Annotated in this window: 11 protein-coding genes; 6 read left to right on the top strand and 5 right to left on the bottom strand. The window is 38.3% G+C overall.

What is annotated here, in order from left to right; genetic code table 11:
• The first annotated feature begins 61 nt into the window (after nt 1-61).
• Together parC and MKL38_RS10045 are read left to right on the top strand one after the other, a co-directional pair.
• The gene (parC, locus tag MKL38_RS10050) at nt 62-2281 is read left to right on the top strand and encodes a DNA topoisomerase IV subunit A (protein WP_270903181.1); all 2220 of its coding nucleotides are present in this window, start codon (nt 62-64) and stop codon (nt 2279-2281) included.
• A 297-nt stretch (nt 2282-2578) separates the two neighbouring features.
• Nucleotides 2579-4258 (top strand): long-chain-fatty-acid--CoA ligase, encoded by a 1680-nt coding sequence (locus MKL38_RS10045; protein ID WP_004640615.1) that lies wholly within the window; start codon nt 2579-2581, stop codon nt 4256-4258.
• A gap of 40 nt (nt 4259-4298) precedes the next feature.
• Here the strand turns inward: MKL38_RS10045 and MKL38_RS10040 are convergent, their stop codons facing one another.
• Nucleotides 4299-4688 (bottom strand): hypothetical protein, encoded by a 390-nt coding sequence (locus MKL38_RS10040; protein ID WP_004640617.1) that lies wholly within the window; start codon nt 4686-4688, stop codon nt 4299-4301.
• A gap of 106 nt (nt 4689-4794) precedes the next feature.
• Between MKL38_RS10040 and MKL38_RS10035 the strand changes: the two genes are divergently transcribed.
• Nucleotides 4795-5193, top strand: a complete 399-nt coding sequence (locus MKL38_RS10035) for an MAPEG family protein (RefSeq protein ID WP_003654397.1) — start codon at nt 4795-4797, stop codon at nt 5191-5193.
• Between the two features lie 127 nt (nt 5194-5320).
• Nucleotides 5321-5845, top strand: coding sequence for an inorganic diphosphatase (ppa, locus tag MKL38_RS10030; protein ID WP_004795210.1), 525 nt, complete (start codon nt 5321-5323; stop codon nt 5843-5845).
• Nucleotides 5846-5952: 107 nt separating this feature from the next.
• Here the strand turns inward: ppa and MKL38_RS10025 are convergent, their stop codons facing one another.
• Entirely contained in the window at nt 5953-7242 is a 1290-nt protein-coding gene (locus MKL38_RS10025) for an OprD family outer membrane porin (protein WP_004640622.1), read from the bottom strand.
• Between the two features lie 961 nt (nt 7243-8203).
• Between MKL38_RS10025 and MKL38_RS10020 the strand changes: the two genes are divergently transcribed.
• On the top strand, nt 8204-9016 hold the full coding sequence (locus MKL38_RS10020) for a TorF family putative porin (protein WP_003654402.1): 813 nt from the start codon (nt 8204-8206) through the stop codon (nt 9014-9016).
• 43 nt (nt 9017-9059) lie between these two features.
• Here the strand turns inward: MKL38_RS10020 and MKL38_RS10015 are convergent, their stop codons facing one another.
• Together MKL38_RS10015 and MKL38_RS10010 are read right to left on the bottom strand one after the other, a co-directional pair.
• Nucleotides 9060-9938, bottom strand: a complete 879-nt coding sequence (locus MKL38_RS10015; protein WP_270903180.1) for a dihydrodipicolinate synthase family protein — start codon at nt 9936-9938, stop codon at nt 9060-9062.
• A 15-nt stretch (nt 9939-9953) separates the two neighbouring features.
• Entirely contained in the window at nt 9954-10730 is a 777-nt protein-coding gene (locus MKL38_RS10010; protein WP_270903179.1) for an aldolase, read from the bottom strand.
• 111 nt (nt 10731-10841) lie between these two features.
• Here MKL38_RS10010 and pdxR point away from each other — a divergent pair, with 111 nt between their 5' ends.
• Complete coding sequence (pdxR, locus tag MKL38_RS10005) at nt 10842-12275, top strand: MocR-like pyridoxine biosynthesis transcription factor PdxR (protein WP_270903178.1); 1434 nt, start codon at nt 10842-10844, stop codon at nt 12273-12275.
• Nucleotides 12276-12391: 116 nt separating this feature from the next.
• Here pdxR and MKL38_RS10000 read toward each other — a convergent pair whose 3' ends face one another.
• Nucleotides 12392-12937, bottom strand: a complete 546-nt coding sequence (locus MKL38_RS10000) for an NADPH-dependent FMN reductase (RefSeq protein ID WP_270903177.1) — start codon at nt 12935-12937, stop codon at nt 12392-12394.
• Nucleotides 12938-12994: the final 57 nt, after the last annotated feature.

Raw genomic sequence — 12994 nt, 5'->3', positions numbered from 1 at the left:
CATAGCCCACTTAGCATAAGACTCATTTAAAATAACGACTGATTTGGAAGATAAGCTGACTATGACCAGCCTTGCGCATCAAGCGACAGAAAACCGCTCTGTAGCCGAATTTACTGAACAGGCTTACCTGAATTATGCCATGTACGTCATCATGGACCGTGCATTGCCACATATCAGTGATGGTTTAAAGCCTGTACAGCGCCGTATTGTATTTGCCATGAGCGAATTAGGGCTGAAAAATAGTGGGAAGCCAAAAAAATCAGCCCGTACAGTCGGTGATGTACTTGGTAAATACCATCCTCATGGCGATTCTGCATGTTATGAAGCCATGGTATTGATGGCACAGCCGTTTAGTTATCGTTATCCTTTAATTGAAGGACAAGGTAACTGGGGGGCGCCAGATGATCCTAAATCATTTGCTGCGATGCGTTATACCGAAGCAAAACTTTCTGCCTACAGTGAGTTATTGTTAAATGAGTTAGGTCAGGGCACAACTGACTGGCAAGATAACTTTGATGGTTCATTAAAAGAACCTATTACGTTGCCAGCACGTATTCCTAATATTCTACTCAACGGCACAACGGGGATTGCTGTTGGTATGGCGACAGATATTCCGCCGCATAATTTACGTGAAGTGATTAAAGGAACGATTGCCTTAATTCGTAATCCGCAAACTTCAGATGAAAAATTGGCTGAATATATTCCAGCGCCAGATTTACCAACAAAAGCTGAAATCATTACTCCACCAGAAGAATTACTCAAAATCCAGACTACTGGTCGTGGTAGTTACCGCATGCGAGCGGTTTATACCATCGAAAAAAATGAAATCGTGATTACTGAATTGCCTTATCAGGTATCGGGTTCTAAGGTCATTACTCAAATTGCCGATCAAATGCAGGCTAAGAAGCTACCATTGGTAGTGGATATACGTGATGAGTCGGATCATGCAAACCCAACACGATTAGTGATTGTACTTCGTTCAAATCGTATTGATGCTGAAGCGGTGATGAGCCACTTATTTGCAACGACGGACTTAGAGTCAAGCTATCGTGTTAATTTAAATATGATTGGTGAGGATGGACGTCCTCAGGTGAAATCGATTCGTCGTATTTTGCTGGAATGGATCGAAATTCGTAAGAAAACGGTAACTCGCCGTTTAGAATATCATTTAAACCGAATTGAAAAGCGTCTGCATATTTTGGCAGGTCTTTTAATTGCTTATCTTGATATTGATACGGTTATTCGTATTATTCGTGAAGAAGATCAGCCTAAACCTGTATTGATGGAACACTTTAAGATTGATGAGATACAGGCGGAAGCAATTTTAGAACTCAAGTTACGTCATTTAGCAAAACTGGAAGAGATGGAAATCCGTCAAGAGCAGGATGAACTTGCAGCAAAAGCAGCAATTATCCGTGAGCAATTAGGAAATCCAGAATCTTTAAAGAACCTGATTATCGGTGAATTAAAAGAAGACGCGAAAAAGTTTGGTGACGAACGCCGTTCTCCAATTGTGGTACGTGCTGAAGCTGTTCAGATTAAAGAACAAGACCTTGTACCAGCAGAAACAGTAACGGTTGTTTTATCTGAAGCAGGTTGGATTCGTGCCGCAAAAGGTGCAGATGTTGATGCAGAAAATTTAAACTACCGCGCTGGCGACCAATATTTAAGTCACGCTGTGGGTAAAACCAATCAACGGATTTATTTCCTTGATGAGACAGGTCGTAGTTATGCTTTACCTATCAGCAGCTTGCCATCAGCAAGAGGTTTAGGTGAACCATTAAGTTCCAAACTTGCTCCTGCAAGCGGCGTGTCGTTTATTCAGGTTTATCTAGAAGATGAAGCATCAGAACTTATCGCTGCGAGTACATCAGGTTATGGATTTAAAACTCAAGCCAAACAGCTAGATACCAATGCTAAGGCAGGTAAAACATTCTTGTCGGTGCCTGAAAAATCAAAAGCTTTACCATTAATATCTGCTCAAAATATGACACATTTGGCTGTGCTCAGTTCAGCAGGGCGACTCTTAATTATTGATTTGGCTGAACTGCCGAACTTAAATAAGGGTAAAGGTAATAAGTTGATACAACTTGAAGCGAAAGAGCAAATTTTATCCATGACAACCCTGAACTTAGATGAAATAATTCAGGTGGTTGCAGGTCAACAACATTTAAAATTAAAAGGTGATGATCTACAAAAATACATAGGTAAACGAGCTTCAAAAGGTCAGCTCTTACCACGTGGATATCAAAAAGCAAATAAACTGTTGATTCAGAGATAAAGCTAGCGTCTGGCAACATAAATACGCTATATATGGCAACATGTTCAAGCAATGAACTGAACTTGTTGGTATTGAATAATGATTAAAAGGACAGCAATTTGGAGTACGTAATTTGTACTCCATGCAAAAAAATTGACAGGGTCAAATTGTCAAAATTTCTGTCTCATAATCTTGTTCGAAAGTGTCATGAATGTGCCAATAAGTTTTAAATATGTTCTGGCACCAAGAAGCTAAAGAATAGCTGGGGCATTGAATAACAGTTATTACTAAGGATTACGAATCGGAGATAATGGCATTATGGAAAAAATTTGGTTTGCAGAATACCAAAAGACAGGGATTCCAGAAACAGTAGAATTGCCTGCAGAAAATACCTCACTTGTTGATATTTTTGAGAGTAATTTCCAAAAATTTGGTTCTCGTGATGCCTTTATCTTCATGGATAAGGCGATGTCATTTAATGAGTTAGAACTTGCAAGTCGTAAGTTCGCGACCTATTTGCAAAATTTGGGGTTAGCAAAAGGAACTCGTGTTGCAGTAATGATGCCGAATGTGTTGCAGTATCCTGTAGTTGCATTAGCTGTGTTACGTGCAGGCTTGGTATTAGTGAATGTTAATCCGCTTTATACGGCACGTGAGCTTGAGCATCAATTAAATGACTCAGGTGCAGAAGTACTCGTAATTATTGAAAACTTCGCTAGTGTGTATCAAAGCATTTTAGGTAAAACTCCAGTGAAGCATGTTGTAATTGCTACTGTAGGAGATATGCTGGGTACACTTAAAGGTACTCTAGTGAACTTTGTATTACGTAAAGTACGTAAGCAAATTCCAGCTTGGAATATTCCGGGACACGTTAAATTTAATTCAGCGTTAAATAAAGAAAATCCAAGTAATTACAAGCGTCCGACTTTAACCTTAAGTGATACGGCTGTGCTTCAATATACTGGTGGTACTACTGGTGTTTCAAAAGGTGCAGAGCTTACTCATCTCAATCTTGTCGCAAACTTACTTCAGTGTGATGGTATTTTCCAAAGTAAATTTGGTGCAAACGATGGCGCTAAAGGTGACCGTATTGTTTGTGCATTGCCGCTTTATCATATTTTTGCGTTCATGGTTTGCGCTATGTACGGTATGTATAAAGGTCAGGCAAATATCTTGATTCCGAACCCTCGTGATTTACCAGCTGTTATTAACGAGCTGCGTAAATATCAACCATCATTCTTCCCAGCAGTAAATACATTGTTTAATGCTTTAGTCAATAATGAAGAATTCAGACAACTTGACCATAGCAAGTTAAAAATGGCGATGGGCGGTGGTATGGCTGTTTTATCTTCTACAGCAGAAGCTTGGAAGAAAATTACTGGCACAACCATCATTGAAGGTTATGGCTTGTCAGAAACCTCACCGGTAGCAACTGCAAATCCACCTGCTTCTACTGAATTTAGTGGCACAATTGGTATTCCATTACCTTTAACTGAAGTTGCCATTTTAGATGATGACGGTAAAGAAGTTGCTTTAGGTGAGCAAGGCGAAATCTCGATTCGTGGACCTCAAGTCATGAAAGGCTACTGGAAACGTCCTGATGAGACAGCTAAAGTCATGACAGCAGATGGTTTCTTCCGTACGGGCGATATCGGTGTTATGGATAGCCGTGGATATACAAAAATTGTAGATCGTAAAAAAGATATGATTTTGGTTTCTGGCTTTAACGTTTATCCAAGTGAAATCGAAGAAGTTATTGCTAAACATCCAAAAGTATTGGAAGTTGCAGCGATTGGTGTTCCAGATGAAAAATCAGGTGAAGTGCCAAAACTCTTTATCGTGAAAAAAGATCAAAGCTTGACTACAGAAGAAGTTTTGAGCTTTGCTAAAGAGAACTTAACAGGCTATAAGCGTCCTCGTTATGTTGAGTTTATGGATGAATTACCAAAATCAAACGTAGGCAAAATTTTACGTAAAGACTTACGTAAACCAGCCTAATCAGTTAATAAAAAAAGCGCCTTAGGGCGCTTTTTTTATTTTATATTTTATGACTTTTCATAAACCAGCGGTCTATATAAGGGCGTCCAATTCCGACCATCCCCACAAAAACAAGCATTGTGCCGAGTTGCAGGCGTAGGTGAGTCAAATCAAGCTGACCATAACTTAAATAATTATCTGCTAAGCAATATACGGTAATCACAATCAGCCAGTGCCACAAAGGAAGTCGCTTAATACCGACAGCAATAAAGGTAATTGTTAAAATAACAAAGGTGCCAAGTGTAGATTGCCAATTCAAATTTGCACAAATCACACTCAGTAAAAAAGCGACAATAGGGAGTACGATCTTTAATATGCGATCTATCTGAAGTTGATTCTGTTTTTGCTTATCTAAGACTTCAAACAGTTCTTTTTGATCAGGTTGTTGCATACATGGCCCTATTCATCAGTGTTGACAAGTGATTGCATAAAATTTCAGGTAAAAACGCAATGTTATGATAGCATGATCAACAGTATTTTCAGTGATGGATGGCACTATGCAGGGCATCAGCGGCATTATCTATATTATTTTAGTGGCATGTTTACTGCCATATGCATTTACCGCAATTGCAAAAATTACAGGTGGTTTTCAGCCTGCCGATAATCAAAACCCGAGAGCTTTTTTTGCCAAAACAACTGGTCTGGCTGCTCGCGCTAATGCCGTACAACAAAATAGTTTTGAAAGCTTACCTTTATTCTTAACGGCTATTTTAATGGCCGAATATATGGTTGTTCCAGAATATTTTATTCTGAGATTAGGTTGGGCATATATTATTTTAAGAGTTATTTATGGGATCTGCTATTTAAGTAATTGGGCAACTTTACGCTCGATTGTCTGGTTCTTATCTATATTGTGTCCAATCTTCTTATTAGTGGTCACGATTAAACTGACTTGAGTGTCATTCTGTCATCATTCATATCAACTTTCGCGTGTGCGCATTGTATAATCGGCATCATTTTGATGATATCCACGCTATAATCGAGTGGATTTTACATCTGACTTCATAACGAAAGAGTATTGATATGAGTTACAGCAATATCCCAGCAGGTAAAGATGCCCCAAATGACATCTATGTCATCATTGAAATTCCTGCAAATGCAGCACCAATTAAATATGAAATCGACAAAGATTCTGATGCATTGTTTGTAGACCGTTTCATGGGCACAGCAATGTTCTATCCAGCGAACTATGGTTATGTTCCAAATACTTTGTCTGAAGATGGCGACCCGTTAGACGTACTTGTTGTAACTCCGCATCCTGTTGCTGCTGGTTCTGTAATTCGTTGCCGTCCAGTGGGCAAATTAAAAATGGAAGATGACGGTGGTATCGATGCGAAATTAATCGCTGTTCCACACGAAAAATTGTCTCCACTTTACAAAGATGTGAAGGAATATACAGATCTTCCTCCATTGTTGATTAGCCAAATTGAGCATTTCTTCAGTCACTATAAAGATTTAGAACCAGGTAAGTGGGTAAAAATCAGTGGTTGGGAAGGTGCTGATGTTGCTAAAGCTGAAGTACTAAAAGCAATTGAAGCTGCTAAATAAGCTTTAATTGATATGGCTCAGAGTTTCTCAATTGATATTCTGAGCCTAATAAAAAACCTACATCTGTTGCCAGATGTAGGTTTTTTTATGCTTGATAGGTCTGCGAATTAGAATAATTTCACAGGAATATCAAGGAAGATACGCCATTCGTTTGTATCACCGATGTACGCATTAGATTGGTAAGCATCACTTGCACGGTAGTAAGAGTTACGAATACGAAGGCTCGCATCTTTAGCGAAACCACTTTGAACTGTGTATTTCACTTGGTTAAAGAATTCGCGTTCTTCAGCATCATCAGTTAAACCTTTAACTTTGATGTCCCAACCGTATACAAATGCAGTTGTCCAGTTTAGACCAGGTAATACGCCTAACTTACCAAAATCAAGACTGTATTGGATTTGTGCAGATTTTTCATCGTTGCCGATGAAGTCAGACATATAAGAGTTTGGTAAATAAATACTTTGGAAACCATCAGCATTTTGGCCGTAATCATAACCTACGTTACCACTGTTCTGTTGGTAGGCAACCATTACATTATGTGGGCCAGTGTTGTACGCTGTAGAAATTGCCCAAATATTGTTTTTACGGTTAGACTTGTCATCAGTAGTTTCTGAATATGTGATAGCATTTTCATCAAACTTAGTATGATAACCACTGAAATCATAAGTTAATGAACTGTCATTAGCCAGAGGCTGTTTAAAGTTCACATTCACATAATGACGTTCAAGAGCATTTTTGCTGTCTAAACCGTAGTAAGATGCATTTAAATTGTCATCAAACTTATATTTAGCACCCCAAACAATGGCGCGATCAAGCCCATTACCATTTACATCCGCATCGGTATTGATTTGATCAGACATTTGGTCTTTAGTAAATTTACCAGCAACCAATTCAAGATTCTTGATTTCATGGCTGGTTAATAAAGTACCTGTAAAGTATTCAGGAACCATACGTCCAGTATTACTTGCAAGAACAGGTAGGTCGAGTACTTGAGTACCGTAACGCACTGTTGTATTCGAGAAACGTGCTTTAACGTTCGCACCGCCACGAGCCCAGTGATCGTAAGCGGAACCGTCGTTATGTTTAGGAATCATTTGGTTTCCGGCATTTTTATTTTCACCGATTTTAAATGAACCGTCGCCAACAACGCCAACACCAACGCCAACAATACCAGGGGTGAAACCAGAATCGATACTTACAATTGCTGACTGAGCAAATGAGCTAGTATCTTTCGCGCCCTGTTTTTTGTCACGGCTGATATAACCTGTACGGAAGAGAATAGAACCGTTCGCATCTTCAACAAATCCTTTTGCCTCACTTTGCTCACTTGCCTGAGCTGAGGAAATTATTGCCGCAGAAATGAGAACTGCTAATGTAAGTTTTTGTGCATTTAGCATATTTAAAGAACCTCATAAAAACGATAAATCCTGTGCCTTGTTATTGTTCAGGGCCTAGGATTTGAATCAATTGTATAAGTAATCTATAAAAAAGATATATTTTTGTTGATTTTATTTTATATATGCTATGCAGAAATTGATTAATGTGTTACTGGTTGTTTACTAAATTTACTGTTAAGCTTTTATACTTAATGTATTGTTTAAAATAAAAAAAGTAATTTATTTTTTAGTGGATTTTTACCATTTATTTTATATTCTAAGCTCAAAAAACAGTTGATTCTTGTGTTCATTTTTTAATCTTTTTTGATGGATATGTTTACTTTTTAATCTTGTCTTAAGTTGATTTTTTTAATGGTTTATTTTCAATGCTCTCTAAAATGTTACTATATAACATTATTTTTAATGCATGATGTGCAAAAAGAGATCACTATAATAAGCCAATGGAATTTAATTGATTTGATCAAATTTAGTGCGATATTTTGCGTGAATTTTGTGCATTACTATTTTTGCTCATATTATTGCTTAAAAAAGACCCAAAATAGTTCATAAGTTTTAAAACAGAAAAAATAAAGAAATCTAATTAAAAGAAATGCCCATTCACAGACCATTACAAGCTCGGCTTTAAGAAATTTACGTAATTTTTATATCTCTTATTTAAGTTTAAATAGAAATTTTACATTGAGTAAATGGATACTGCTGACGTCGCTAATTTATTTCCGACAAGGTGTTTTCTTATGTTGCTCTTTTCTAATCGGATAGATGTCTTATTTTATAATATTGTTTTTTATGAATATATTTTTGTAAAAATAAAATGGAATTTTTATTGTAGAGATATTTTGATTTCAATATTAATGATATGCAGCGAAGGGGAATATGGACTTGGCACAGCAATTGCTAAAGCTTAAGTAACACAATGTGTTTTATATACATAAATCGTGCATTCATTATGGGGGAGATCAAAATGATGAAATTTGCACTTAAGACCTTAGGTCTTGGTATTTTCGCAGCTGGTTCAACCATGGCTATGGCTGAAGAAGCACCATCTTTTTATGGTATCACTGCAACAGGTAGTGTAGCAGCAACTACAGACTACCGCTTCCGCGGTGTTACACAATCGTCAAATAACCCAGCTATTCAAGGTGGTTTTACTTTTTCTCATAAGTCAGGTGCCTATGTCGCGCTGTGGGGTTCAAGCGTTGACTTTAATACACCGGGTGTTTCAACTGAAACTGATATCTCTTTAGGTTATACCAATACATTAAAACTGTCTGATACGCTTGCACCGACCTATGACGTGGGTGTAATTCATTATGGCTATATTGGTTCTGACTCAAAATTTACTAACCCATACAATGGGGATACTGGTTTTGACTTTACCGAGTTTTATGGAAAATTAACTTTTGCTGATTCTTTATTTAAAGGTGATGCACTTAGTGTGGGCGTAAGCTATTCAGATGACTATTGGGGTCACTCTGATGAGTTCTGGTATTTTAACGTAGGTTATTCAGCACCAATTGCAGATACAGGCTTCACGGGACTTGCTTCAGTTGGCTATAACAAACTCAAAAATAAAGATTCTTTACTTGTAGTTGCGGGTGGACCAGGTGAAGACGATAGCTATATCGATTATAAAGTGGGTGTGAATTATAATATTTTGGGTATTGTCGCTGAGCTAGATGTTGTGGGTACAGACATTAGCACTTCTGGTATGACTGATGCTGGTAAAAAACCTTATGACACAGGCTTAGTGTTTAGTTTAACTAAAACATTCTAAGTTTATGTTGTAAAAAAGCGGGTTTATTTACCCGCTTTTTTTATTAGTCCTCTATTTGAGCAAGTAACTGTTTTAATTGACTAAGCTCAACATCATTTGCTTTGATCAGAGGTTTACGTGGCGTACCCGCAGAAATACCTTTTAGCTGCAAACCTGCTTTAATCGTTTTAGGTAAACCACCACTTACGATAAAGCGTAGTAAAGGGAGTTGCTGGTAAAATGATTTTTGAGCCTGATTTAAATTACCATTTTTCACATGCTGAATAAGTTGTTGGGGGAGCTGACCTAATAGATTAGGCGCTGCTGTACACCAACCACTAGCTCCTGCACATAAGGCTTCTAAAGCTAGAGGATTACAGCCGTTATAAAACGGGAGTTCTCCTTTTGATAGCTCATAAATTTGATGCATACGCTGAATATCACCGCTACTTTCTTTCACCATCGTAATGTTTGAAATCTGATTAAACATACGCACGATTAACTCTGGAGACATATCAACACCACTGGTCGCAGGGTTGTTATAAATCATAATCGGCAAAGTCGTTGCTTGTGCAATTGACTGATAATATTCAAAAATCTCTTGATCTGTTAGCTTCCAATAAGATACGGGAATCACCATAAGTGCATCTGCACCATAGCTTTGCGCGATTTGGGCCTTTTTGATTGCTTGATCTGTTGTGAGTTCAGAAATCCCAATAATGACAGGTAAACGTTTATTGATGCTTTCAATTGAAGTTTTAGCCACTAGGCACCACTCATCCCATTCAAGATAAGCGCTTTCACCTGTACTGCCTAAAGGTGCGATGGCATCACAGCCATTTTCGATAAGTAAATCGAGCATCTGCTTTAAAACAGCAATGTTAATGGTGTTGTCATCAGAAAATGGAGTAACAGGGTAGCCAATAATACCGTTTAGTTTCATGGTAGAAGTCTCTTTTTAAATACAGTCAGAATGTTTTTTCAAAGCTTTACGTGCGTAATAAGCAAAGTTCACTTTGTTACGTTTGTCAGTAGATACCCAGTCATGAGCTTCTGTTGCTAAATCGTGGGGGATAGGCTGAATTTGTCCGGCCGACATCGCTAGCAGTTGCAGTTGAGCTGCGCGCTCAATTAAAAGAGCCAAGTTGCATGCTTCTTCGATGGTTTTACCTGTGACCAATTGACCATGATGAGATAACAAAACAGCACGGTTTTTACCCAAAGCAGAAGAAATCAAAATACCTTCTTCATTACCTACAGGAACACCCGGCCAATGGCCTACAAATGAGCAGTCTTCGTAGAGTGCGCAAACATCCATTTGGGAAATCATGAGTGGAATCTGTAGCATGGAGAGTGCTGCTACATGGGTAGGATGCGTGTGGATAATACAGTTCACCTCTGGGTGTTCTTTATAAATCCACGTATGAAAACGATTGGCTGGGTTTGCCATTCCTTCTTGATTGATTGGTTCTAAATCTTGATTAACCTCAAGCAAGTTTGAGGCAGTAATTTCATCAAAGCCTAAACCAAAACGTTGAGTAATAAAGGAATCTTTATTTTCACTACGACATGTAATTTGGCCCGCTAAACCAACATCATGGCCATGATCAAATAAAATACGACAAGTGAGTGCAAGCTTTTGGCGGTCAGTTAAATCTGAATCGCTAATCCACTTTTGCATGTCTTGCTGTGCATGTTGCATCAGATCTTGTTTGTTTACAGAAGCAGTCTTCATCTCTTCTCCAGTCCAGTTGACCAAATTAAGTAGGTGAAGGCAGAATAGAAAACAACTGGGTGAATCAATACATCCAGTTTTTACAAGTTATATGGTCCAGATGGGGCGAATATGCTAAGACCTTGGCAAATACATTTCCGTATCGATGAAAGAGAAGAAAAAACAGTTTTTTTAAAACTGACTAACTTGATTAGTCAGGAGATTTTAAGTGGTCGCTTGGTGCAAGGGACTATGTTGCCTGGGTCTCGTAGCTTGTCAAAAGAATTGGGAATTAATAGAAAAACAGTACAAGCAGTATATGAAGAATTAGAGGCGCAAGGCTGGCTTGTGACTCGTCCTCGAAAAGGCACATTTGTGGCAGATATTTTGCCGGAAAAGCAGCTCCAAATAGACTCTGTAAATGAACGAAAAGTTAATGATAAGCCAACTATTCAAGAAGCTGCTTTATACCCACACAACGATGGTGTGCCTGACCCAAGGCTTATTCCGTATGAGTTATTTTCAAGAGCCTATCGGCATGCATTGATTAAAATTACCCAAAACCAGTACATGGGTTATGGAAACCCCCAAGGTATGATTGAATTAAGACAAGCCTTACAAAAAATGTTGTCGATGGAACGTTTTATGAGTGTTGCCGAAGATGAGATTTGTATTGTACGTGGCAGCCAGATGGGAATTTTTCTTGCATCCCGTGCACTACCAAATCGACAGGGAGTGATTGTAGTTGAAGAGCTGTATTATCCCTCTGCTTTTAAAGCGTTTCAGTCGAATGGGTTTCAGGTCGTTTCTGTCAAATTAGATGAACAAGGTATTGTCATTGAGGATTTAGAACGGATTTTACAAGAACATTCGGTTGCTGCCATTTATACAACTCCGCATCATCAATATCCCACAACTGTCACGATGCCAATGAGTCGCCGTCTTCAGCTCTTAGAACTTTCAAAAAAATGGGGGTTTTATATTATTGAAGATGATTATGACCACGAATTCCACTATGACAGTCGGCCTATGCCACCCTTAGCGAGTTTGCCTCATTCTGAGCTGGTCATTCATGTTGGCTCATTATCTAAGGTTTTTGCACCCGGTATTCGTTTGGGATACATCGTGGCATCTGCATCAGTCATTCAATCCATTACCGAAGATATTTTATTGATTGATCGACAAGGTAATAATATTACTGAACTTGCTTTAGCAGATTTAATGCAGCGCGGTGAAATCAAACGACACATTCGTAAAATGAAAAAAATATATCAGTTACGCCGTGACCATGCCTTAACTGAATTTAGCAGAGTTTTTTCAGGTGATGTCCAGATTCAACCTCCAGCAGGTGGAATGGCTTTATGGGTGAAATTCCAGAAATCTTTTACTAAAGAGCAAGCCTTAAAATTAGACGAACTCAACATGGATACAGAGCATAAGCTTAGACAGGATGATTCTTCTAATCGTTGTATTCGTTTTGGCTTTGCAGCTTTATCAGAGAAAGAAATTACTTCTTTAATCGAGAAGTTAAATGAGGTTCTTAATAAAAGAACAGCGGACTCATAATTCTTTGTTCTAATCTTAGGGCTGATTATCTCTGATAAGACAGCGCTTTTGTAAGGAGAGGACGTTTTGAGCCAAATCGACAATGGTCCGTGCTACTCGTAAACACGGTGATCAGCTTACTCTAATTGATCTTGATACTTTTGAATCTCTGAGACAAAGCTAAGCAGGAACGGTGTAATTTGTGACTTATATTCTTCAGTTTGTAGTATCTCAACAATTTGTTCAGGCGATTTGCTAAGAAGAGAGAAGCGTAAAAATAAATCTTCAAAAAAATTGCTGCTAACAGTCGACAGTACTCTTCTTAAAGAAACCAGCATATCGTCACCGCGACTAGATGCATGAACTAGAACAATAGGTTTATCTATGATTTCAGTGCGCGAAACCATCCAGTCAATTGCATTTTTGAGACCGCCTGGAATACAACGGATATATTCAGGACTTGAGATGATAATGCCATCTGAGGCAGAAACAGATTTGATAAATTCTTCTACTATAGCAGGCGTTTTTTCTCCCTCATCATCTGGAGAGAAAATGGGAAGCTTATTAAGGCTATGGAAAACTGAAAATTCAATACTGGACGGTGCTATATCTTTCATTGCTCGCAATAGCGCTGTATTTGTTGATGCCTCTCTTGCACTGCCGGATATAGCCAAAATTTTCATAGCATCCTCTTTGCCTTTTTATATAGGCAGTAATAAATTCTTTAATTAACAACTCAT

Origin of the sequence: Acinetobacter sp. AOR14_HL (assembly GCF_027855175.1) — a bacterium.
GTDB classification, from domain to species: Bacteria; Pseudomonadota; Gammaproteobacteria; order Pseudomonadales; family Moraxellaceae; genus Acinetobacter; species Acinetobacter calcoaceticus.
This window is presented reverse-complemented; position numbering and strand designations above follow the sequence as displayed.

What these genes read in the sequence shown, in the direction of transcription:
- MKL38_RS10035 (WP_003654397.1), top strand. Translation starts at nt 4,795, where the DNA reads ATGCAGGGCATCAGCGGCATTATCTATATTATTTTAGTGGCATGTTTA.
- MKL38_RS10025 (WP_004640622.1), bottom strand. Translation starts at nt 7,242, where the DNA reads ATGCTAAATGCACAAAAACTTACATTAGCAGTTCTCATTTCTGCGGCA.
- MKL38_RS10045 (WP_004640615.1), top strand. Translation starts at nt 2,579, where the DNA reads ATGGAAAAAATTTGGTTTGCAGAATACCAAAAGACAGGGATTCCAGAA.
- parC (WP_270903181.1), top strand. Translation starts at nt 62, where the DNA reads ATGACCAGCCTTGCGCATCAAGCGACAGAAAACCGCTCTGTAGCCGAA.
- ppa (WP_004795210.1), top strand. Translation starts at nt 5,321, where the DNA reads ATGAGTTACAGCAATATCCCAGCAGGTAAAGATGCCCCAAATGACATC.
- pdxR (WP_270903178.1), top strand. Translation starts at nt 10,842, where the DNA reads ATGCTAAGACCTTGGCAAATACATTTCCGTATCGATGAAAGAGAAGAA.
- MKL38_RS10040 (WP_004640617.1), bottom strand. Translation starts at nt 4,688, where the DNA reads ATGCAACAACCTGATCAAAAAGAACTGTTTGAAGTCTTAGATAAGCAA.
- MKL38_RS10000 (WP_270903177.1), bottom strand. Translation starts at nt 12,937, where the DNA reads ATGAAAATTTTGGCTATATCCGGCAGTGCAAGAGAGGCATCAACAAAT.
- MKL38_RS10010 (WP_270903179.1), bottom strand. Translation starts at nt 10,730, where the DNA reads ATGAAGACTGCTTCTGTAAACAAACAAGATCTGATGCAACATGCACAG.
- MKL38_RS10020 (WP_003654402.1), top strand. Translation starts at nt 8,204, where the DNA reads ATGATGAAATTTGCACTTAAGACCTTAGGTCTTGGTATTTTCGCAGCT.
- MKL38_RS10015 (WP_270903180.1), bottom strand. Translation starts at nt 9,938, where the DNA reads ATGAAACTAAACGGTATTATTGGCTACCCTGTTACTCCATTTTCTGAT.